This window comes from Sphingobacterium yanglingense (assembly GCF_004363245.1).
Taxonomy (GTDB): domain Bacteria; phylum Bacteroidota; class Bacteroidia; order Sphingobacteriales; family Sphingobacteriaceae; genus Sphingobacterium; species Sphingobacterium yanglingense.
The window spans coordinates 311,031-335,008 of the sequence record NZ_SNYV01000016.1 but is presented as its reverse complement, the minus strand read 5'-3'; the positions used below and the strand labels follow the sequence as shown (position 1 = coordinate 335,008).

Sequence of the window (23,978 nt, the reverse complement as noted above, 5' to 3'; positions counted from 1 at the left end):
AGAGGCATCACACATCTTCTTTATCTAGCCGTATCAGTTCCTCATAGTTCTTGTTCAATCGCTTTAGTAGGAAACCATATATAACCTTAAAATAGAGTTTGTATAGCCAAACGAACAAAAGACCAAAGGCTACAAAAAGAATGGTTACTAGGGCGATTACAAACAGCATGTCGCCCCATTCTTCTCCTTTGAGATATTCTTTGGTAATCAATTGAATAAGCTGTAAACCGAAGGCGGCGTAAGCAGCAAAGAGGTTAAAACGTATATATCGATGGGCGTTGCTTCTTACGGCCAGGATACTCTCCATCAGTTTGCGCGTATTTTTAGTGCTTTTTATCTGTATGAGTAAGGTGTAGAACTGAAAGATAAAATAGAAGATACAGGCATAAAAAACGATGTTATAAATGCCATCCGTGATTTGAAAAAAAAGTGAATCTTCTTTTTCGACAGGTAAGAAAAGAGATAATGCCATCCATAGCGTAAATTCTAAGCAGCAGATAAAGAATATCCATCGCACGATAGAAGAAGAGTTGCGATGCAGCATGGTACGAATCTCGCTGCTGTCAACCTGTGGGAACTGTTTGTCCGTATTCCAGTGTTTCTTTAATAAATCTAGTCCATCCATTAATAACCTCCATTCTGATCTATCATGCTCTTTAATTTTGTTTTTATCCGGTTCATTTTGACACGGGCGTTGACTTCGCTGATACCTAATGTGTCGGATATTTCAGCATAATCTTTGTCTTCTAGGTACATGTAAACTAACGCTTTTTCGATGTCGTTGAGTTGTCTAACGGCAGTATAAAGCGTTTTTAATTGCTCTTCTTGTTCAGTGTCGTATTCTTCGTATCGGATATTCTGTAGCGAATTATCCCAGTCTACGGTTGTGATTTTTCGTTTCGTGCCCCGATATAGGGAGATTGCAGTATTCAATGCTACGCGGTAGGCCCATGTTGTAAATTTGGCTTCGCCTTTGAATGATGGATAGGATTTCCAAAGTTGGATGACCATTTCCTGAAAAAGATCTTTGTGCGTATCCAAATCCGCAGCATATAGCTTGCAGATCTTATGAAGGATATTCTGGTGTTGTTCCAGTAGCCCAACAAATTCTATTTCTGTGCTTTTGTTCATCTAGTTTGGTTATATGTCGAAATTAAGAAGATATTGTTACATGTAATGTAAGCTTTTTACTAATTTAGCTCAATGGCTAAGTCAAAATCAGCATATTTCTGTCAGTCCTGCGGATATGAATCTCCAAAATGGATGGGACAATGTCCGTCTTGTAAACAGTGGAATTCTTTTGTGGAAGAATTAGTAACTCCTGCTTCTTCGAGAGTGCCAGAGTGGCGAAGTACAACAGCAGGTACCACTGCTACTAAGCGAACCAACAAAGCCGCTATCATCCATGAGATTGTTTATTCGGAAGAACAACGGATATTGACCCCGGACAAGGAATTTAATCGTGTGTTGGGAGGTGGGATTGTACCGGGATCTTTGGTACTGATTGGAGGAGAGCCTGGGATCGGTAAGTCTACATTGATGTTGCAATTGGCGCTGTCGCTGCCGGCCGTAAAAACGCTTTATATTTCCGGAGAGGAGAGTGAGCAGCAGATTAAGATGCGTGCAGAACGCTTATCTCAATCGTCTAAAGCAAATTGCTATATTCTTACTGAAAGTAGTACGCAGAATATATTTAAACAGATTGAAGTTGTAAACCCCAATGTCGTAGTGATTGACTCGATTCAGACGTTGCATTCTTCACAGATAGAGTCGGCTCCTGGTTCGGTTTCTCAGGTTCGTGAATGTACAGCGGAGCTATTACGCTTTGCTAAAGAAACCAATACGCCCGTATTGATTGTGGGCCACATTACGAAAGATGGCTCTATCGCAGGTCCAAAGGTACTGGAGCATATGGTGGATACCGTGTTACAGTTTGAAGGCGACCGAAATCATGTGTATAGAATACTACGGTCAGTAAAAAATAGATTTGGCTCTTCATCCGAATTAGGGATATATGAGATGCAGGGAGCTGGGCTTCGGGAAGTATCGAATCCTTCGGAGATTATGTTGTCACAACGGGAGAGTCCGGTCAGCGGAGTAGCGGTAGCTGCGATGCTGGAAGGAGTACGTCCTTTGATGATCGAGGTACAGGCCTTGGTGAGCAATTCTGCATTTGGAACACCACAACGGACTGCGACAGGCTTTGATAGTAAGCGGCTGAGTATGTTATTGGCGGTATTGGAGAAGCGTTTCGGTTTCCGATTGAGTGCGCAGGATGTGTTTTTGAACATTGCTGGTGGACTTCGTGTGGAAGATCCGGCTATTGATTTGGCAGTGATAGCGGCATTGATCTCGTCGCAGCAGGATATCCCATTGCCCTCTCAGGTTACTTTCGCAGGAGAGGTTGGCCTATCCGGAGAAATCCGTGCCGTAAATCGTATAGAGCAGCGTATCGCTGAGGCAGAGAAACTAGGGTTTGAGGGAATATTTATTTCTAAGTATAATGTTAAAGGCTTGGACGCTAAAAAGTATAACATAGCCATTAGACCTATGGCTACTTTAGAAAATCTCTTTAACGCTCTTTTTGGATAGAACAGGGAGCGTGTGCAAAGAAAATGGGGAGATATTTATAGTATCTCCCTTAGTTTTTTCTTTAGATCCTCGCCATGTAGGTTGCGCCCGATGATAATGCCATTCGGGTCTACGAGAACATTTTGGGGAATTGCTTTGATACCGTAAGGGATAGCAGCTCCATTGTTCCAGTATTGTAGATCTGAGATATGTTTCCAAGTTAAGTTGTCGTCTGCAATTGCTTTTTTCCACGAGTCAAGCTCCCGGTCAAATGATACGCCAAGTATTTCAAAGTTGCGGTCTTTGAATTCCGCATATGCAGCTACAAGATTAGGATTCTCCGCACGGCATGGAGGACACCAAGAAGCCCAAAAATCGACTAGAACATATTTCCCTTTTAGATTCTGTAGTCCGTATGGATTGCCTTCCAGGTCAAATTGGGTTATCCCAGGAGCTTTTTTTCCGATAGCTACATTGGATAGATTTTTTAGATAGCGTTGGAATAGTTTACCTTCGTTTGTCTTTTTTACGCTTTTGTCAAGGGTTTTGAATAAAGCTTCCATTTCTTTGTAGTCTGGATCATACCCACCGACACGTTGGATGAGCCGAATTGTTTCCGTCTGAGATGGGTTGGCTTTAATCTCTTTTATTAAATCGTCTTTAGATTGCGCCGTTAATAAAAACGGAATTATAGTCAATAATAAAGCAAGAAGTCTGTTCATGTTATAGCTATTTTATTCAAACTTAGATAAAAAGAGCAAATAAATTGATAGGGTATATGTTAAAATGATTTTAAAATTATTTTTTAATTGCACTTTTATTTACGAAAAGCTCATATTATTGTTAAATTTGCTATTCACGATTTATCATATTTATTACCTCATAAATGGCAAGATTAAATTTATTAGAGGAAACACGCTTTGAAAAAGTACCTGTAACGGTATATCCAAGTCAAAGTGATGCTTCTATTCATGTTGCAAATCGTATCGCTTCACTGATTAAAGAAAAGCAGGCAAATGGCGAGAAAGCTGTCCTAGGGCTAGCAACAGGAGCAACACCTGTTAAAGTTTATAAAGAACTTGTTCGTCAACACAAAGAAGAGGGTTTGAGCTTCCAGAATGTGGTAACCTTCAATTTGGATGAGTACTTTCCGATGCAGCCGACGGCTGATCAGAGTTACGTTACATTCATGAAGAAAAACCTCTTCGATCTGATCGATATCCCCGCAGAAAATATTAATATTCCTGATGGGACAATAGATATCAATCAAGTGCAGGCGTACTGCGAAGCGTACGAGCAGAAGATTTCAGAGCTAGGAGGATTGGATATTCAATTGTTGGGGATCGGACGTACAGGGCATATTGGGTTTAATGAACCAGGATCTGCTCCAAACTCCGGTACGCGTCTAGTGACATTAGATGATTTGACGCGTCGCGATGCATCTCGTGGATTTGGAGGTAAAGAGTACGTACCTACTAAAGCAATTACTATGGGGGTAGGAACAATCTTCAAAGCAAAGGAGATTGTACTGATGGCGTGGAACGAAAATAAGGCAGAGATTGTTAAGAAAGCTGTCGAAGGTGAGATGTCACCTGAGATTCCGGCGACTTACTTACAGTTGTCTAATAATGTAGAGTTTATATTGGATGAAGGTGCAGCGTCACTTTTAACCCGATTTGATACGCCATGGTTGGCACATGATGTTGTCTGGACAGAATTTTTGACTAAAAAGGCTGTAGTGTGGCTGTCTTTAAAATTGAATAAAGCAATTTTAAAGTTGACAGATGAGGACTACAACAATAATGGTATGGCAGAACTTGTGACTGAGCAAGGTCCTGCGTATAACATTAATATCAGAATCTTTAACGAGTTACAAAGAACAATAACCGGATGGCCGGGAGGAAAGCCTAATGTGGATGATACAAATCGTCCAGAGCGAGCTGAGCCAGCTCAGAAGAATGCGATTCTTTTCTCGCCACACCCTGACGATGATGTAATCTCAATGGGAGGAACTTTCATCCGTTTAGCAGACCAAGGGCACAACGTGCATGTTGCTTACCAGACATCTGGAAATACAGCAGTTTGGGATGATGATGTGTTGCGTTATTTGGAATTTGTACAAGACTTTGCTGTAGCAATAGAAGACGACAAAGGTATTACAAGTAAGATTTACGCTGAAGCGAGAGAATTTTTCAAGACTAAGAAACCTAATCAGGTCGATCCAGAGATAATCCGTACAGTGAAGGGGTTGATCCGTAAAGGTGAAGCTATTGCTGGGGCTCGTTTTGTAGGCTTGCCAGATCAGAATATCCATTTTCAGAACTTGCCTTTTTACGATAGAACGAAATTCTCTAAAGAAGTATCTTTTGAAGATGATATCGTGCAAACAATGGAATTGCTTCGTAAAGTAAAACCACAGCAGGTTTTTGCCGCTGGAGATTTTGCTGATCCACATGGAACGCATAAAGTTTGTTTCGATATTATTTTAGAAGCTTTATTACGTTTGCGTAAGACAGATGAATGGACAAAAGACTGTTGGTTGTGGTTGTACCGTGGCGCTTGGCACGAGTATCCAATCCATGAGATTGAGATGGCTATTCCACTTTCCCCTCAAGAGGTGAAACGTAAGCGTTTAGCAATCTTTAAGCACCAATCACAGAAAGATGTGCCTGTATTCCCGGGAGATGATCCTCGTGAATTCTGGGTTCGTGCAGAAGACCGTACAAGTGAGACTGCAGCTTTATATCATAAGCTAGGGCTTGCGGATTACGAAGCTATAGAGGCATTCGTCCGTTGGAAGTTTGATTAATTAGTAATAAATTAAATAGTAAGAGCCGGTGTGTGTATACATGCCGGCTTTTTTTATGAAAGTGTATGTATTTTGATGCGACACTATATTCCAAGGCATCAATGAACGCTTTTCGTTCGGCTTAACGGATGCCAAGAGTCTGTATGTCTGTTGGTGAACCGAAAGAATAATGAAAGTTTTGTTGTTATGATTGGAATTGAAGGATGAAAATTTCGGATTGTTAATCTTTTTGTCGGATTTTTTATTTTATAGATACAGCGGCTCGTTTAAATTTGCACTCAATTTATAATTAGTATAAATAAACAAATGAAAGCTAAGCTGTTTTTTGCATTAATGGGCGCATTTAGCGCATCTTCTTTGGTCAATGCGCAGACAACCGTTAAAGGGCGGGTTATCGACGACAAAGGTCATTCTATTTCGGATATCAGTATATCGGTAGGTAATAATTTTACAAAAACGGATATAAATGGACAGTTTCAATTATATGTGAATCAGAAAGGGGCTTTTGAGCTTTTGTTGGGCGGAGTTGGTTTTGAGAAAAACCGATTGACAGTCGTTCCAAAAGGAAGTGAAACAAATCTCAGTGCGGTTACTTTGCATAAAATTAATAACGCGATTGATCAAGTTGAGGTTACGGGATATAACTCGGTAAATAATAAAACCGTTGGTGTTGCAAAATCGGGAATTCAGGATAAAGACCTACCTCAGTCAGTTCAAATTATCAATAAACAGGTGATTGCTGATCAGCAGATAAATACTTTAGGTGATGCTTTAAAAAATGCGAATGGTATAGCGTTGGGTGCGAATCGTGGAGGTGTTGGGGAGAATTTTTATGCTCGCGGGTATAGTCTAGGAGCCAACAATATTTTTAAAAATGGTGCAAGGACTAACAATGGAGGACAGATAGAAGCGAGTACGCTAGAGTCTGTTGAAATTCTTAAAGGTTCTGCAGCGATGTTGTATGGAGGTGTGACGGGTGGGGCTGTTGTGAATCTGGTTACAAAGAAGCCAAAATTTGACCTCGGAGGAGAGGTTTCAATGCGGTACGGAAGTTGGGATAGGTACAAGCCGACATTGGACATATATGGTCCGCTGTCTAATAAGGTGGCTTTTCGCTTTGTAGGAACGGGTGAATCTGCAAATAGTTATAGAGATGTGGTTACTTCCAATAGGGTATATGTGAACCCCTCTGTACTTTATAAGATTTCTGAACGAACAGAGTTGAATGTGAACTTTGATTACTTAAAGGCAGATTTTACACCGGATTTTGGTGTAGGTTCAGTAGAGGGCAAGTTGAACGATGCTGTTGGAAGAAATACCTTCCTTAACGTCAATGGTGCATTTAATAAGACAAATTCTACTAATGGACAGGTCGCTTTAGATCACAATTTTAATGAAAATTGGAAAATAAGTGCAATAGCGAGTCTTCAAAACTACAATCGTAATTACTATGGATCTGAGCGACTTCAGGCAAACGCACAAGGATTAGCTCCTCGGGCGTTGAGCAGAAGTCAAACGGAGGAGTTTACAAAGAATCAGCAAATTAATCTGACAGGGGCTTTTAATACCGGCGGGATTAAACATCAGGTGCTATTTGGAGGAGATGCCGATCAGGCTGCAACAAAGGTTTATGCCTATGATATCTTTGCGGGGCTAGATGATCCAAGTAAACCGAATACAGCATACGACGTAATCGATGTGTTCGATCCTTATAAAGCTGGAATGAGACAGGATATCCCTAATACGGCCCAAAACAGTTGGACTAAGACAAATGTCTATCGATATGGTGCATTTGTACAGGATATGTTTGCTCTTTCTGAGAAGTTTAAAGTGCTTGCGGGAGTGCGTTTTACTTATCAGCGTACGCCATACTCTGAAAAGTACGATGTTGCAAGTGGCACATTGACCACACAGATTCCTAAAGATTTATCAAATAATGATGTTCCAATAAAAGAAGATAAAGCTTGGTCTCCTAAGTTCGGATTAATTTATCAGCCGGTTGAGACAACGACAGTCTATGTGAGCTATACGAATAACTTTACGTCAAATACGGGCTATGACGTGAACTATCAACCACTGGCACCTTCTATTGTTGATCACTATGAGGCCGGTGTTAAGAATGACTTCTTTAAAGGGGCACTTTCTACTAATTTAACTTTGTATCGTATCAATAATAACAAATTTGCACAAATGGCTTTGCTCGGTGCAAATGGAGAAGGGAATGGAGATACCAATATGAAAGAGTTTTCAGGAAAGACCGCTTCTGATGGAATAGAGCTTGATATTACGGGGCATTTACTGCCAGGACTTGATATTATGGCAGGGTATGCTTACAATTTTATGCGATATACTGAGACGTTACCTATTTCACGGTATAAAGCGATGGTCCCCGATAAAAATGGTAATCTGGTAGAGAAAATGGTTGAGACATCGGGTTCGGAGGAAGGTGTAAGACTTGTCGGAACTACTGCACATACCGGAAATGCAACTGCTTTCTATACCATACAGGATGGAGCGGTTAAAGGGTTGAAATTTGGGGTTTCGGCTTTCTATACCGGAAAGCGGAATGCAGGTTGGAACAATTCCAAAATTAACATCGAAAAAGGGGAAAATAGATTAATTCCGGTCAACCCGTTCACTACTGTTGATGTATCGCTGGGTTATTCGATAGGACGTTTTAGTTTACTTGCTAAAGTGGCAAATATAACCAATGAACTTAATTATTTCATTCACGAGAATTATTCGGTCAATCCGATTCCTCCTCGCAATTTCATGACGACATTGACCTGTAAGTTTTAAGTTACGGTTTTATATCATAAAAAAAGGCTTTCATAACTAAATGGAAGCCTTTTTTATTATAATATATTTATGAAACTGTCAAATTCAGATAGGATGCGAGCTCCTTCATTTGCGATTAGAAAGGTGTACCTTAGGGAATTGGGGATAATTCCGAAGTATTTCTTGAAGGCAGATGTGAAGTGTGTGGAATGCTTGTAGCCGGTCATCTGTGCGACATCGGACACACGATAATCTCCCGTTAAAATCAGCTCCTTGGCGTGTTCCATTTTCTTTTCCGTGATATAGCTCATCACTGTTTTACCAAAATACTGTTTGAAGTGTTTTTTTAGGTATTGCTCGTTGGTGCCTACATACTTTGCCAACTCAGGGATAGTGTAGTTTTTTGAAAGATCTTGATGAATGAGGTTCCGTGCGAGAACTATTTTGTCATAGTGGCTTTTGTTGGGTATAATTTCGTGCTTTTCATTCTCCGCGTATAACCCTTCGATTTGATGGACGATAATATCAATTAACAGAGCCTGTATACGTAAGCGGTTCAAATAGTTGTCGTGATGTATATAGTCTATCAGTTGGTTGACAAGCCAACGTGTACGGTTGTCACTACTGGTCAATAGACCGGAGCTAAAACGTAGACTATTTTGCTCAAACTTTATTCTAAAATCACTGAGTATCTCGTGAGAAATGAATAATACAATAGCAAGATTGTCTTGATAGATATTCTTCCACTCGAGTGTTTCCCCTTTTTTGACAGGGTGTATGACATTTTCTCCTCCTCGAATTACATAAGATTGTTTTTTTAGAAAATAGGGACAGATACAACTATTATCCTGAACAGGGTAGAGAATGTTTATAAACCCATCTATTGGGCTAGACAATTCTTGATTGGTAGTCTCATTTAATAAAGCGTAGTGAATATCAAAAGAGATGCAGTTCAAAGGATACGAGGTAGACGCAGGGGATTGGAAATCTACGATTTCTAAATTTGAAGCTTTTTTTCCCGATTCCGTCATTTTATTGTTTAGAATAATTCTAGATTTGCAGCGCAAGGTTTTATTTAGACTTGTTCTAAAAGCAAAAGTAGACTATTAATCTGAGATAATGAAACAAATTTACCTGTCGTTGTTTTTCGTAGTTCTTGTGACTTCGGTATTTGCACAAAAAACATTCTCCGTAAATGGTAAAGTACATAAAGAAAGTGGCGAACCGATATCTCATGTTACGGTTAAGATTAATGGTACATCCTTAGTGTCTATTACGAATGAGCAGGGACGCTATTCGTTCTCTACTGTCCCACAAGGAAAGTATACCTTATCGATTTCTTCCGTAGAAATAGAAACGAAGACGTTGAAAATTGATGTGAACAAAGATTATCCTGATTTACACATACATGTGGGAGAAAAGGGCGATGTATCTTTGGACGAGGTAAAAGTAACACGTAATACTGCAAAACGGGAGGTAGAGACCTCCGGATTTGCGGTCTCTATCATCGAAACTAAGGAAGCTTCTTTAAGAAATTTGACCACAAATGAATTGTTGGATCGAGCAGTAGGGGTGCGTGTTCGTCAAAATGGAGGTGAGGGATCGCCCATTGAGTATAATCTAAATGGCATGTCAGGGAGTACCATAGGGTTGTTTTTAGATGGGATTGAGATTTCTACTTATGGTTCATCCTTTAATCTTAACAATATTCCTCCTGCTATGATTGAGCGTATAGAAGTGTATAAGGGTGTTTTGCCGTCTCATCTAAGTGGTAATTATGTTGGTGGAGCTATAAATGTCATTATGAAAAAAGACGCTTCTGCGAATAATTTATCCGCGGCTGTATCTTACGGTTCTTTTAATACGTATCGAGCTGATGTCGGTGGATTGTATCGTAATCAAAAGAATGGTTTGACCGTTAGAGCTTCAGGGTTTTACAGTCATTCGGACAATAATTATGAAATGTGGGGCAAGTTCTCTAAATATACATTGCCTAATGCACGTGTGGAAAGGTATTATCGTACTAAGCGACCAAATGATAAATTTGAGACTATTGGTGGACGTTTTGAGTTAGGATTCACAGATGTATCCTGGGCGGACCAATTTTTCGTAGGTTATAATGTGTCTGATTCTTATAAAGATATTCCACATGGAATCACCATGACTAGACCCTATTTTGGTCGATTCAATGAATATCAGGCGCATGTTTTTAGCGTGAATTATAGTAAGCGTGACCTTTTTGTAGACGGACTATCGCTCAACCTGAATGCTGTCCACAGTAAACGAAACACGTATCTCCAAGATACCGTGAGTCAGTTGTATAATTGGGACGGTACATTGTTGATGGCTCCACCAAATGAAAATGGAGAAGTGAAGCCCTTCCCTCATATGCCAGGGAAAGGACAACAAGGGGATGCGGTGATGAATGATATTGATCGTACGATATCGAATGTTCGGACTAATTTGGCTTATCTTTTTTTACCTGGTCATCGTCTATCACTGAATCATAAGTTCGAAAAAACAACCCGAGATGATAAGGATTTGCTTAATCCTGAAAAAGACAAATGGGTAACGCAAAATGATATATGGACAAACATTTGGGCTTTGAATTATGAGATGGAGACTTTTGATAATAAGCTCCGAACAAATGTTTTTGGGAAGTATGGATTAACCAAGACTAAGAGTCTACAACCTACGGCGCTTGAAAATGGGGTGATGAACTATGAACAAAGCACCTCAACCAGAGATAATAAAGGCTTTGGAGCGACTTTATCTTATCAAGCGATTAAGGATGGTTTTATTATTTTGTCCGCAGAGAAGTCTTTTATTATGCCTACTGAGCGACACTTGTATGGCGAGCCGGAGAACAATCTACTTCCCAATGCAGGGATTTTGCCTGAGGTAGCTGTAAACTATAATTTGGGAGGACGTTATGGCTTCCTAGAATTTTCGGATCATAAGTTGAGTTTCTACGCAAATGCATTTTGGCGTAATGGTTATGAAAAAATTATCCTCCAGACTCGTGTAGATCCTATTATTGAAGGACGAGAAAACCAAGTTGAAGACATACAAGTAAGTCAATTTGTGAACTTGCCTAGAACCCAGACATTAGGTTTTGAGGGAGAGATTAACTATATCTATAGCAATAAATTGAATGCAATGGTTAACTTTTCGAAGTTCAATTCGCTATTCAAAGTGAAAGAAGATGAAAGAGGAAACCCACACAGTCTATATAATCTTCAAGTACCTAATGAACCTTTCTTTACAATGAATGCAAATGTTCAATATCGGTTAAATAATATATTTCAAAAAAAATCAGTGGTGAATCTTCATTATAACATGGGGTATGTTGCACCGTTTAGTACCATATGGATCGAGTCAGAGTGGTTTACGACACCAACTCAATTTGCACATGATTTTGGAGCAAGCTATCGTTTTCCAAAGGGAAACGTAGTCGTAAGTTTGGATGGGAAAAATGTGTTTAATGCGGAAGTATATGACAATTTTGGTGTCCAAAAACCAGGCAGAGCATTTTATATTAAATTGAATTATACATTAAATAACTTTATTAAATAGCATATGAAAACGAGATTATTCACCTCATTAGCTGTAGGAGCAGTGATTACTATGGGGGCACTAGCGGGATGTAAAAAAAGTGATGGGCCAAATGGGGGCTTAGAACCGTCAGGCCCGGACAATCAACCTAGGAAATATATTACGTTGACAGGAGCATTCCCTGATGATAAAGGTACTGCTGGAAATGGAGGAACTATGGCGTTTGCAATTACGCCTGAGGAAGCTATTAACCCAAATTTTGAAGTGAATGTTTATAGTAGCGGCTATCCGCTTCGTTCACAACGTACAGCACGGGTACAAGGGTCTACAAATGGTAATTTTTTATACAATATACAGTATACGGGTACAGATGGAGGTATTTTTAATAAATACCGCGTCGACGGTGGTAAAGTTTTTACCGATACACGTGAAGAAATGAATACCGAACCTATTCTTGGTACAGCTCCTCGATGGGTAGTTGCTGCTGAGGGGGTGGGTATAGGAGTCTACGCTTCTGCTACAATCAAAGCGTCGGCCGAGGGAGCTGGTGCAGATTTTGTTGACGTAACTAGCACCGCCAAAATAGCAATTATGGATCTGAATGATCCTCAGGTAACGCGTCAAACTGAATTTACAATTCCTTTTACTGCAGAACAGACGAAAGCAGGTTATCAGATTGGTCGTATTGACGTACCAATTGTTAATGCAACGAAGACCAAAGTCTTCATTGGTTGTAATTTGACTAGAACCGATGTGACAAAAAAATCGGGTATTAAGGATAATGTTCAGACGTGGAGTACTGGAAATAGAGAATTAGGAACCGTTACTTTGGTAGTAGATTATCCATCTCTAGCTAATCCTAAATTAATATATGCTGATGCTGTCGTAAGTAAGGTCAATAATCATTCTTATCGTACAATGACACAGTATGTAGGAACCGATGGAAACGTTTACCAGGCAACAGCAACTTCTGGTTCCCAGATTTTACGTATTAACAAGTCTACAAATCAGTATGATAATGATTATAATTTTGATTTGAAAACTGCGTTAGGAACAAGTAATAGTGTTGCTATTAGGGCTTGGAAGTATATTAAAGATGGTGTCGCTATTGTGTTATATACTGAATCGAAAGTTGATGGCGGTTACCTAGCGCTTGTTGACTTGAATGAAAGAAAGGCAACTCGCTTGACAACAGAAAATCAAAGTGATATTGGTTTTTCTGGTCGTTCTGCAAACGAAGCACAGGGCATAACAGCTATCACAGGTACATTTGGACAGTTTCAAAACATCGGAGTAATTGGAGATAATATTTATGTACCTATGACTCCGAATGGTGTGGATGGTAACTTGTATGTCATAAATTATAAGACAAAAGCGGTTACAAAAGGAGCAAGATTGAAGAATCAGTCAGGTAGTTTTTACATCGGCGCTTACTAAAATCTAAATACAATATAAAAAGGACTTTAAGTTTTACTTAGGGTCCTTTTTTTACTAAATATTATTTAGACTAAGGATAAATAATATATTTGCAAAAAATAAATAATATGTCTTCATCCAATTGGCCTAAGATTCGCAAATTTTTTAACGATATCCACCTATGGGGCGGATTGATTTCTGGTATTGTCGTACTGATTGTCTGTCTGACAGGAACTGTCTATACTTATAATACAGAACTTCGAGAGGCAGCTATACCGCAATATTACAAAGTAACTCCAGAGGGAGATAAACAAAATGTGGATACCCTTATTAAGCAGGCTAAGACGTCTATAAAGGGAAAGGTTGTTGGGGTAAAAGTTCCTTTTGATACAGATAAAACGATATTTGCATTATATAGTAAGCCTAAAAAAGAAGAGGGCGATTCGAAAAAGAAGGAAGAAAATAAAAAGACTGAGGTTAATACAGGTGCCCCGGAAGTCAAACTTGCCAAGGGTGATGGGGTAGCGTCGGCGGATAAAGATGCCAATAAGGCCGGCGAGGCGGCTAATGCGGGGGCTGGGAAAGAGAAAAAAGCCGCCCCAGCTGCTGGTGGACGTGGTCCTCGCGCCAATCAGATGGCCATAAACCCGTATACAGGACAGGTTATTGGTGACCCTTCGGATGAGAAGACGAAGACAGCCGCTGTGATGCAAACGATGTTCGGTTTGCACCGTTGGCTACTCCTGAATGAAGTAGAAAAGCCCATTATAGAAGGGATGGAGAACCGTAAGCTGGGATCATGGATTACTGGAACAGCTACTTTGCTATTTTTATTGGGGGTAGTCTCTGGTATGATTATCTGGTTTCCAGCTAAGATGAGAGGATGGAAGAATGGTCTTAAGATAAAATGGTCCGCTCGATGGAAACGTATTAATCACGATTTGCATAATACGCTGGGTTTCTATAGTTGTATCATTCTGTTTCTAATGTCGGTGACGGGACCTTTTTGGTCATTTGAATGGTATAGGGAAGGATGGCAAAAGACTTGGGGAACCTATAAATCTCCAGATGCACCTAAAGAAGATAAGCCGACATTGGTTTCTGTGGTGCCAACGGATGGGAAAAAGCCTCTTACTATTGAGGAGACTATTTTGATAGTCAATAAACTGTTGCCTTATGATGGAGATATTACAGTAAATTTTGCAAAGGATAGTGTAGGTACAGTTTCGGTATCGAAGAATCGTATAGGTTTTTTCGCACCTTCTGCAGGAGATAAACTGACGTTGGATCAATATAGTGGAGCGGTACTCGAAAAGGATATTTTCAGAGACAAACCATTTAACCAGCGGGCCTCAGCATCAATTAAAGCATTGCATATTGGGGATATCTATGGGCCATTTAGTAAACTTTTATACTTCATAGCTTGTCTTATTGCCACCTCTTTGCCAATTACAGGTACGATGATTTGGATTAATAAGATGAAGAAAAAGAAGAAATAGTATAGTTTGAACTTAATAAAAAAGCCTCTACAGAACATTCCGTAGAGGCTTTTTTATTGTCTGATTAGCTCTAATCAGCTTTTTTGCAAATTGTCCCTAATTTGTCCCCCCCTAAATATTCTGTCAAAAGTAGACTATATGTTAGATTTGTTGCTCATTCTAGAAAAGATTAATATTCATCATACGAAAGGATTTTCCATCCCTATATTAACCTCAAGAGCCCTTGCATACAATAGACGGGGGCTTTTTTTGTATCTTGATTTATTTCTTTCGGCTTAACATGCTATCTAATAGCATCTCGATTATAGCAACGACGATGGCAAACAGCGCCGCGTTCCAAAAACCATCTACATCAAACTTAGATCCCATGATGGAATCACTTAGCATAATCATAAGAATGGTGATTATGAATGAAACTAGACCGAAGGTCAGCCAGTTTAAAGGGAAGGTAAATAGCCTTAATACTCCGCCCACTATAGCATTTACAAAACCGATTACCAAGCCAGTGACAATAGCCCATCCAAAACCTTCAACATGTGCTCCAGGAATAATGTAAGCTGCAATTGCAACGACCAGTCCTGTCAATAAAAGGGAAATAATGAATCTCATAATAGTACCTGTTTTTGTAAACAGACTTCAAAATTAGTGCCAAATGCGGTGTCGCAAAAGACCAATTATAGGGCTGATAATTAAAATATTTCTTTGCTATGCGAGCATAGAAAAAATGTATTATCTTTAATATGGATTTTAAACTTAATTATACTATGAGACAGTTATTATTTTCTTTTGTTGCGCTAGTGTTTACTATGACATGTTATGCACAGAGTAAGGATCCTATTGTAGGGACGTGGTTAAATCCCAGCGGGGAGGGGAAGGTAGAGATTTATGAATCGAACGGGAAATTTTTTGGGAAGTTGTATTTGGTTAAGGATAAGTCAAAGAAAGACGCGCAAAATCCTGATGAAAAACTGAGGTCCCGTGCTTTAAATGGGGTGGTGATTCTTAACAATTTTACAAAAAAAGGCACCTCTTATGAGGGTGGAGAAATTTATGACCCTAAAAGTGGTAAGACATATAGTTGCAAAATGAAACTAAAGGGAAATGATGCTTTGGATATTCGTGGATTCATAGGGATTAGCATGTTTGGAAGGTCTGAAACCTGGACACGGACTAAATAATGTGGTTTTGATAATATTCAGACAAACGATTTCGTACTGCGGTGTGGTAAAATTCTGCTATCTTTGGGGCTAGAATCAAATGTCCTAAGGCCCTAACGCTTTGGATATTTTAAAATTATAAATTTTATTTTTTTCATATGTACAAAACGTTAAAGCCAGCATTGGAAAAAGAGTTGGCTGCAATCAAAGAAGCAGGACTTTATAAAGAGGAACGTATTATTGTAACTCCTCAAGGAGCGGATATTAAAGTAAGCACTGGACAAGAGGTTGTCAACTTTTGTGCAAATAATTATTTGGGACTGTCTTCGCATCCGAAGGTTGTGGCAGCTGCAAAAAAGGCAATCGATGATCACGGATATGGAATGTCTTCTGTTCGTTTTATCTGTGGTACACAAGATGTACACAAAGAGCTGGAAGCAAAGTTGTCTAACTTTTTGGGCACAGAGGATACGATTCTTTATGCAGCGGCATTTGATGCAAACGGAGGTGTCTTTGAACCTTTGTTTGGTGCTGAAGATGCAATCATTTCAGATGAGTTGAACCATGCTTCAATAATTGATGGGGTACGTTTATGTAAAGCACAGCGTTTCCGGTATAAAAACTGTGATATGGAGGATTTAGAAGCTCAATTGCAAGCCGCTTCTGGTGCCCGTCACAAAATCATTGTTACTGATGGTGCTTTTTCTATGGATGGATCGGTGGCTCCGTTGGATAAAATATGCGATTTAGCTGATAAATATGAAGCTTTAGTGATGATTGATGAGTCTCATTGTTCTGGTTTCATCGGTAAGACGGGGCGCGGCACGCATGAGTTATTTAATGTTATAGATCGTATTGATATTATAACAGGTACTTTAGGTAAAGCCCTTGGTGGAGCATCAGGTGGATTCACTTCTGGAAAAAAGGAAATCATCGATATGTTGCGTCAACGCTCGAGACCATATTTATTCTCTAATACATTAGCTCCAGCAATTACAGGTGCATCGGTTGCCGTTTTGGATATGTTGAGTGAGACTACGGAGCTACGTGATAAATTAGAAGAGAATACGTTATACTTCCGTGAGCAGATGACAGCTGCAGGTTTCGATATTAAACCTGGTTTTCACCCTATCGTTCCTGTTATGCTGTATGATGCTAAGTTGGCGCAGGAGTTTGCCGCTAAAATGTTGGAAGAGGGAATCTATGTAATTGGTTTCTATTATCCGGTAGTGCCACAAGGAAAAGCACGTATCCGTGTACAAATCTCTGCCGCTCATGATAGAGCTCATCTAGATAAGGCGATTGCGGCGTTTACGAAAGTTGGAAAAGCCCTTGACGTAATTTCGTAAATGCTCAAATTACTTGTTAACTGAGGACGGGAAAAGACATTGCTAATACGCTAACAGATCTCGATGAGTGGTTTTTGATGTAAAAATGTCATAAGTGTTTGAAGGTGAAATCAGAAGGTTAACAAAATAATAATATAAAATACTAAAATTTGAGGTGTAAAATAATTATCTTTGCACCCTGAATTTAAAACAAATTTACTTGCTAGATGCAAAATATTAGAAATATAGCGATTATCGCTCACGTCGATCACGGAAAAACAACGTTAGTTGACAAAATCTTACATTTCACAAACCAATTTAGAGATAATGATGGTACAGGTGATTTAATCTTAGATAACAACGATTTAGAACGTGAACGCGGTATTACAATCGTTTCGAAGAATGTTGCTGTCAAATACAAAGATGTTAAGATCAATGTAATTGATACCCCTGGTCACGCCGATTTCGGTGGAGAGGTTGAGCGGGTACTAAAAATGGCAGATGGTGTGGTGTTATTATGTGACGCCTTTGAAGGACCAATGCCTCAAACGCGTTTCGTTACTCAAAAGGCTTTGGCATTAGGATTAAAACCTATTGTCGTGGTTAATAAGGTAGATAAGGAAAACTGTCGTCCAGATGAAGTATATGAAAATGTTTTTGATCTATTCTTTAGCTTAGATGCTACGGAAGAGCAATTAGAATTTCCTGTGTTATATGGTTCATCAAAACAAGGATGGATGTCTACAGACTGGAAACAACCAACAGAAGACTTTAGTGCATTGTTAGATGCAATTATTGAACATATTCCAGCTGCCCCACAAAGTGAAGGTACATTGCAAATGCAGATTACATCTTTAGATTACTCTACATTTGTCGGCCGTATAGCTATTGGTCGCGTGGCACGTGGTACTATTAAAGAAAATCAGCCTGTTTCATTAGTAAAACGTGATGGCAAGATTGTTAAAAGCCGTGTTAAAGAGCTTCAGATATTTGAAGGTTTAGGACGTCTTAAAGTGTCAGAAGTTAAAGCGGGCGATATTTGTGCGGTGGTAGGTATTGAAGGATTTGATATCGGAGATACTATCGCTGATTTTGAGAATCCTGAACAATTGGAGGTTATTCATATTGATGAGCCTACAATGAACATGTTATTTACGATAAATAACTCACCTTTCTTTGGTAAAGAAGGTAAATTGGTTACTTCTCGTCATATTCATGACCGTTTACAGAAAGAATTAGAGAAAAACTTAGCATTACGTGTTGTTCCAACTGATTCTCCTGATGCGTGGTTGGTATATGGTCGTGGTATCTTACACTTGTCCGTACTTATCGAGACTATGCGTCGCGAAGGTTACGAATTACAAGTAGGACAACCACAGGTTATCGTTAAAGAAATCGATGGTAAAAAGTGCGAACCAGTAGAGGTATTGGTGGTCGATGTTCCAGGTGATGTATCTGGTAAAGTAATCGAATTGGTAACACAGCGTAAAGGTGAGTTATTGATTATGGAAGCAAAAGGTGAAATGCAGCACTTGGAGTTTGAAATTCCTTCTCGTGGTATTATCGGATTGCGTAACAACATCTTGACTGCTACAGCAGGTGAAGCTGTAATGGCACACCGTCTAAAAGGTTATGAGCCTTGGAAAGGAACAATCCCTGGTCGTCTACACGGTGTATTGATCTCTTTAGATAAAGGTACTACAACAGCTTACTCTATTGATAAATTACAAGATCGTGGTAAGTTCTTTGTTGAGCCAGGAGTTGAGATCTACGAAGGACAGATTTTAGGAGAGCACATCAGAGACAACGATTTGACAATTAATATTGTTAAAGCTAAGCAATTGACAAATATGCGTGCGTCCGGTACGGATGATAATACACGTATTGCTCCTGCTATCAAGTTCTCGCTAGAGGAATCAATGGAATACATCCAAGGAGACGAATATATTGAAGTAACACCTCAGTCTATCCGCTTACGTAAAATTTACTTAACGGAAAATGAACGTAAGGTGAACAAAAAAGGATAAAACATAAAAAGGCCAGTCAAATTTGACTGGCCTTTTTTATTTCCAAAACTTTATGTAGTCTATTTTTTCTTGGTGCGTTCTTCTGCTGCAACATAGACATCCTCTTCTGCTTTATAGATTTTGAATTGTACCTCATAACCTTCTGGAACATATATTATGATCGGTAATTTTCCATTATAACGTACCATTTCCGGTTGGGCCGAGACAAATAAATTTCTGTTTGGCGCTCCAGGACAAGCCATTTGAGTCGATATTACATTACCATTTGTTTTGAAGGTATAATAGTCATAACCCCATCCTTGTAAGTCCTTCTTTTCTAAAGTCCCTTGGAGAGAGAAATGATTGCAACCGTCAACCTCCATCCATTTACCCACACTGAATTCAATTTTCTTGTTGTCATCATTTTTTGAATGAGGGACTTCAATAATCATTTTCTTATATCCCGCTTCAGGAGTCGGAAATATGTCTGTATTTTGTTTTAAAACAGATTGTGCCGTAGCCATTGTTGTCAAGCCGAATAGACCCAATAAGATAGTCAAGGTCTTCAGTAATTGTTTGTTCATATTTGTTGCTTTTAATTACACTATTATAGTGTCTATACCAAATATGATTCCAAAAAAGACAAAAAGTTTAATAGACAACTATTTTTTTAGTGATGTTATCGCTGACTTTTCGACTTTTCATAGTTCTCAGAGAGCTTATCCATCCGTCTTTGGATGGCTATATCCGTGCGCTGGGGAATCAACTGATTGAGTGCATTCTTTTCGATATCGATATTTGAAGCGGACTCAAGTTGATGTATGGTTCGTTGGCTTCGGATAGCCATGTCGTAAGGATCTTTAGCACTCATGAGCTTGACAAATACCGGTAGACACTCAAAAAACACAAACAGTAGGGCTATAAAGATTACCGCGTATTTTGTTGAGCTATCCTCTGTTCCATCCGGTTTTTTATGGAGGTTTGCCAATGCCGCATTCCGGTCAGCAAAGCCCGCTATATTTATAGCACTGTCCAGACTTGTATTTGACAATATTTTTTGGTCAAAAAGGCCTTCCTTCTCTTTTCGAACGAGGAGTTGACTTTCTTTTTGCTGTATCCTACTCCTTAGCGTATCTAAAAATACTTCTTCTTTTTGGAGACTTTCTTCCTTGCGCTTGGCATAAGGACCATAGCCCAGTACACCTGATGTTTCTGCTGTTTTTGTTCCGAATATTTCGTGATTGAGCTGCTGCCTAGAGGTTTTGATAGTCGACTCTAAAGAATCTGCCTGAGATTTGAGACGAAGCAATTGTCCATACTCCACTTGATATTTACTTTCGAAGGTATGGTTTAGCGTATCAATCCGAGCCTGTTGTTGTTTTAGATATTCAACCCGTAAGTGCTCCTTTATCTCTTTGTCAAAGATTTTAAGCTCTAATGGGCGAGAAATAACAATACCTATTAAGACTGCAAGTAGGATACGCGGTAATGCTTGTAATAATTGTTTGCCTAAGGAGCTAGACTTGTCTAGACTGAGTACAATGTATCTGTCTAGGTTGAATATTGCTAGTCCCCATATTATTCCAAAAAACGAGGCGTATAAGGGAGCTAATGGACTACCACTGAATACAAAGTAGAGCGCATATCCTCCTGCTAAGCTAGCAAAAAGACCTGTGAAGAAAATCGTGGCACCTATACTGACGTATTTGCTGTGTTCTTCTGGAAATTTAGACAAGGTATCTTTGTGCACACCAGCGCACCACCAGAAAAAATTTTGTAACATACTCATTATATCAAATTTGAGCTAGAATAGTTGTTTGTTTTTCAAAGGTATATATCGGCGCTGAATCTTTAATGTTCTTTTCGGTGAATGTCAGTAAATAAGCGGTGAAGACCGAATTTGTCGTGAAATTTATCTAAGTTTGCAGGAACAAGTTGAAACCGAAGTGTGAATCGAAGAGCACATAAGACCAGTCATTGTTAATAGGACGGATGCTTTTGCTAAATAGAACAAAAAACAGAAGAAAAATAAATAGATTGAAATGAGTAAAAAAAGCTTCATTCCATTTTTGGTTGTTGCCTCTATTTTTGTAGGATGCAACAACGAAGAAAAGAGTAAGGATTCGGATAATCCATTTTTGACGGCATACGATACGCCATTTAATGTTCCTCCTTTTGACAAAATCAAAGATGAACATTTTAGACCTGCTTTTGAGGAAGCGCTCAAACAGCATAATTTAGAAATTGACAGTATTATCAACAATACGGAAGAACCTAGTTTTGCTAATACAATTGTAGCTTTAGAGAATGCTGGTACTTTGTTAGGGAATGTATCAACTGTGTTTTATAACTTAAATTCAGCAAATACGAACGATACAATTCAGTCCATCGCTAAGGATATGGCTCCCTTGATCTCTGCTCATAGTGACGAGATTCAATTGAACGCGAAGCTTTTTGAAAGAGTGAAGGCGGTGTATTCGAAGAAGGATGCACTAGGTCTAGATGCTGAAGACAAGAAGTTATTGGAAGAGACATATAAGGGGTTTGTACGTGCAGGCGCGAATTTGTCAGATGCGGATAAAAGTAAGTTAAAGCAAATTAATGCGGATTTGTCTGTTCTGACTACGCAATTTGGACAAAATTTATTAGCAGAAACCAATGCGTATGAATTGGTCGTTGACAAGAAAGAAGATTTAGCTGGTCTGCCTGACGGTTTGGTTGCGGCAGCAGCGGAGACTGCAAAAGCTAAAGGTAAAGAAGGAAAGTGGGTATTCACACTTTCTAATCCTTCGGTAATGCCATTTTTGCAGTATGCGGACAATAGAGATTTACGCAAAGAAATCTGGAACGCATATCAATCTAGAGCCAATAACGGTAATGATCACGACAACAAGGCTGATCTTATGAAAATAGCGAACCTACGTTTAGAGAAAGCTAAGCTTTTAGGATACGCTTCACATGCGGCTTACGTTTTAGAGGAATCGATGGCAGGAAATCCTACAAATGTTTATAGCTTGTTAAATAAATTGTGGGGACCAGCACTAGCAAAGGCTAAGGTTGAAGCCGGAGATATTCAAAAAGAGATTGAAGCAGCAAAAGATACTTTTAAGGTGGCTCCTTACGACTGGAGATACTATGCAGAGAAAATCCGTGTTAAACGCTTCGCCTTGAATGAGGAAGAAATAAAGCCTTATTTTGGCCTGTCTGCGGTACGTGAAGGCGCGTTTTCGACAGCAACGAAGCTATGGGGAATCACTTTTGTAGCATTGAATAATGTGCCTACCTACCATGAAGAGGTTGAGGTGTATGAAGTAAAAGATAAAGATGGTTCACATTTAGGATTATTATACGCTGATTTCTTTCCTCGTGATTCGAAACGCGGAGGAGCATGGATGACGTCTTACCGTAGCCAGCAGACGAAAGATGGCAAACGTGTCGCACCTGTAATCTCTATTGTATGTAATTTTACGAAGCCAGTTGGTGATCAGCCTGCATTATTGACTTTCGATGAAGCTACAACATTATTCCATGAGTTTGGACACGCATTGCATGGTTTATTCTCTAATGTTAAATATAAGTCATTGGCAGGTACTTCAGTGTCGCGCGATTTTGTCGAGTTGCCGTCTCAAGTGATGGAAAACTGGGCGGCAGATCCAGAAGTGTTGAAAACATACGCTAAGCATTACAAAACAGGAGAGGCTATTCCAGATTCATTGATCACTAAAATGGAGAAAGCTGGTACTTTCGACCAGGGATTTGCAACAACAGAATATGTTGCAGCGTCACTATTGGATATGAATTACCATGCAGCGACTTCTACAATCACAACCGATGCTAATACTTTTGAAAAGGCAGCCATGGCGAAAGTGGGCTTAATTGATGCAATTATTCCACGTTACAGAAGTACATATTTTCAGCATATCTTTTCTGGAGGATACTCTGCCGGATATTATGCTTACATATGGGCAGAGGTATTAGATTCTGATGCTTTTGCAGCATTTAAGGAGAAAGGATTATTTGATCAGGCTACCGCAGAGTCATTCCGTAAGAATATTTTGGAAAAAGGCGGAACAGGAGATCCTGCCGAACTGTATAAGGCGTTTAGAGGAAAAGATCCAGATCCAATTCATTTGATGAAAAAGAGAGGATTGAACTAGTTAAATATATTTAAAAAACAGACAAAGGGACTGACTTCTGAAAATGGAGTCAGTCCCTTTGCTTTAATTCAATTTTCCAAGATAGTCCAAATCTGATAGTCCATAGGTATAAAGGTTTTTGGCTAGGACAAGACTATATGGAAACTTGAACCCGAGGGAACTTTTCAAACAATTAAAGCGGGGATAAAATAAATTTTAGTAAAAGCTTTTTTATTATCACCTCTTTTATTTATATTTGGTCTAAATAAATACATTGGTTATGTGTCAATCTGTAACTTTAGGCTCAAGAGGAAGTACTACTATTAGTTATTGCAGTAAGTGCAAAAATCATTACATCTGGCAAGGGGCCTTTATTTTAACATTTACTTCATTACAATATGATTGTTTCTTGGAAGAAATAAGTAAAAAGATTGGTGCAGAGGAGTTTATTAGTTTCCCGGATGGTGTATTTCGAGTATTGCTTCCCACTCCAGTACAGGAAATCCTATTTACGTTTTCCGAGGCTGAGTGGCGGGACTTCACAAGTACACTGCAGGAAGCTTATTACATGCGTGAGGTGTATCAAATTATAAATTAAAGATATTAAGACCTAGGTGTTTACTTATTTTTTATAATAAATGCCTAGGCACTAATTGCAGTTTTATAAATATTTCTCTCTCTTCTTTTTATAGACTGTAAATCCCCTTTGCTTGACTTAGGGGA

At 39.2% G+C, this 23,978-nt stretch carries 18 protein-coding genes; 11 read left to right on the top strand and 7 right to left on the bottom strand.

What is annotated here, in order from left to right; translation table 11 throughout:
- Window positions 1-7 precede the first annotated feature (7 nt).
- Both CLV99_RS17745 and CLV99_RS17740 read right to left on the bottom strand, forming a co-directional pair.
- Complete coding sequence (locus CLV99_RS17745) at window positions 8-625, bottom strand: hypothetical protein (RefSeq protein ID WP_133585846.1); 618 nt, start codon at window positions 623-625, stop codon at window positions 8-10.
- Window positions 625-1,131: an RNA polymerase sigma factor gene (locus CLV99_RS17740; RefSeq protein ID WP_133585845.1), complete on the bottom strand. Its 507-nt coding sequence runs from the start codon at window positions 1,129-1,131 to the stop codon at window positions 625-627. The genes CLV99_RS17745 and CLV99_RS17740 overlap by 1 nt, the downstream gene beginning before the upstream one ends.
- A gap of 72 nt (window positions 1,132-1,203) precedes the next feature.
- On the opposite strand from CLV99_RS17740, the gene radA reads away from it, so the two are divergent.
- A complete protein-coding gene (gene radA, locus CLV99_RS17735; protein ID WP_133585844.1) occupies window positions 1,204-2,592 on the top strand; it encodes a DNA repair protein RadA in 1,389 nt (462 codons plus the stop codon).
- Window positions 2,593-2,627: 35 nt separating this feature from the next.
- On the opposite strand, the gene CLV99_RS17730 is transcribed toward radA, so the two are convergent.
- Window positions 2,628-3,293, bottom strand: coding sequence for a TlpA family protein disulfide reductase (locus CLV99_RS17730; protein WP_133585843.1), 666 nt, complete (start codon window positions 3,291-3,293; stop codon window positions 2,628-2,630).
- A gap of 164 nt (window positions 3,294-3,457) precedes the next feature.
- On the opposite strand from CLV99_RS17730, the gene nagB reads away from it, so the two are divergent.
- The gene (nagB, locus tag CLV99_RS17725) at window positions 3,458-5,380 is read left to right on the top strand and encodes a glucosamine-6-phosphate deaminase (RefSeq protein ID WP_133585842.1); all 1,923 of its coding nucleotides are present in this window, start codon (window positions 3,458-3,460) and stop codon (window positions 5,378-5,380) included.
- Window positions 5,381-5,686: 306 nt separating this feature from the next.
- Window positions 5,687-8,179 carry a TonB-dependent receptor gene (locus CLV99_RS17720; protein WP_133585841.1) on the top strand — a complete coding sequence of 831 codons (2,493 nt, stop codon included), beginning with the start codon at window positions 5,687-5,689 and terminating at the stop codon, window positions 8,177-8,179.
- A 56-nt stretch (window positions 8,180-8,235) separates the two neighbouring features.
- On the opposite strand, the gene CLV99_RS17715 is transcribed toward CLV99_RS17720, so the two are convergent.
- Window positions 8,236-9,189, bottom strand: a complete 954-nt coding sequence (locus CLV99_RS17715; protein ID WP_133585840.1) for a helix-turn-helix transcriptional regulator — start codon at window positions 9,187-9,189, stop codon at window positions 8,236-8,238.
- A gap of 88 nt (window positions 9,190-9,277) precedes the next feature.
- On the opposite strand from CLV99_RS17715, the gene CLV99_RS17710 reads away from it, so the two are divergent.
- The 3 genes from CLV99_RS17710 (at window position 9,278) to CLV99_RS17700 (ending at window position 14,628) form a co-directional block, all read left to right on the top strand.
- The gene (locus tag CLV99_RS17710; RefSeq protein WP_133585839.1) at window positions 9,278-11,734 is read left to right on the top strand and encodes a TonB-dependent receptor; all 2,457 of its coding nucleotides are present in this window, start codon (window positions 9,278-9,280) and stop codon (window positions 11,732-11,734) included.
- 3 nt (window positions 11,735-11,737) lie between these two features.
- Window positions 11,738-13,150, top strand: coding sequence for a hypothetical protein (locus CLV99_RS17705; RefSeq protein WP_133585838.1), 1,413 nt, complete (start codon window positions 11,738-11,740; stop codon window positions 13,148-13,150).
- A gap of 107 nt (window positions 13,151-13,257) precedes the next feature.
- A complete protein-coding gene (locus CLV99_RS17700) occupies window positions 13,258-14,628 on the top strand; it encodes a PepSY-associated TM helix domain-containing protein (protein WP_133585837.1) in 1,371 nt (456 codons plus the stop codon).
- Window positions 14,629-14,889: 261 nt separating this feature from the next.
- Here CLV99_RS17700 and CLV99_RS17695 read toward each other — a convergent pair whose 3' ends face one another.
- Complete coding sequence (locus CLV99_RS17695) at window positions 14,890-15,237, bottom strand: phage holin family protein (protein WP_133585836.1); 348 nt, start codon at window positions 15,235-15,237, stop codon at window positions 14,890-14,892.
- 155 nt (window positions 15,238-15,392) lie between these two features.
- On the opposite strand from CLV99_RS17695, the gene CLV99_RS17690 reads away from it, so the two are divergent.
- The 3 genes from CLV99_RS17690 to typA all read left to right on the top strand — a co-directional run bounded on the left by CLV99_RS17690 (window position 15,393) and on the right by typA (window position 19,140).
- Window positions 15,393-15,806: a DUF2147 domain-containing protein gene (locus CLV99_RS17690; RefSeq protein WP_133585835.1), complete on the top strand. Its 414-nt coding sequence runs from the start codon at window positions 15,393-15,395 to the stop codon at window positions 15,804-15,806.
- Between the two features lie 137 nt (window positions 15,807-15,943).
- Entirely contained in the window at window positions 15,944-17,134 is a 1,191-nt protein-coding gene (gene kbl / locus CLV99_RS17685; RefSeq protein ID WP_133585834.1) for a glycine C-acetyltransferase, read from the top strand.
- Between the two features lie 206 nt (window positions 17,135-17,340).
- Window positions 17,341-19,140, top strand: coding sequence for a translational GTPase TypA (gene typA / locus CLV99_RS17680; RefSeq protein ID WP_133585833.1), 1,800 nt, complete (start codon window positions 17,341-17,343; stop codon window positions 19,138-19,140).
- A gap of 59 nt (window positions 19,141-19,199) precedes the next feature.
- Here typA and CLV99_RS17675 read toward each other — a convergent pair whose 3' ends face one another.
- Together CLV99_RS17675 and CLV99_RS17670 are read right to left on the bottom strand one after the other, a co-directional pair.
- Entirely contained in the window at window positions 19,200-19,703 is a 504-nt protein-coding gene (locus CLV99_RS17675) for an ecotin (RefSeq protein WP_133585832.1), read from the bottom strand.
- Between the two features lie 95 nt (window positions 19,704-19,798).
- Window positions 19,799-20,902 carry a DUF4407 domain-containing protein gene (locus CLV99_RS17670; RefSeq protein WP_246032794.1) on the bottom strand — a complete coding sequence of 368 codons (1,104 nt, stop codon included), beginning with the start codon at window positions 20,900-20,902 and terminating at the stop codon, window positions 19,799-19,801.
- Window positions 20,903-21,161: 259 nt separating this feature from the next.
- On the opposite strand from CLV99_RS17670, the gene CLV99_RS17665 reads away from it, so the two are divergent.
- Window positions 21,162-23,276, top strand: coding sequence for a M3 family metallopeptidase (locus CLV99_RS17665; RefSeq protein ID WP_133585830.1), 2,115 nt, complete (start codon window positions 21,162-21,164; stop codon window positions 23,274-23,276).
- 388 nt (window positions 23,277-23,664) lie between these two features.
- Window positions 23,665-23,853 (top strand): hypothetical protein, encoded by a 189-nt coding sequence (locus tag CLV99_RS17660; protein ID WP_133585829.1) that lies wholly within the window; start codon window positions 23,665-23,667, stop codon window positions 23,851-23,853.
- Window positions 23,854-23,978 lie beyond the last annotated feature (125 nt).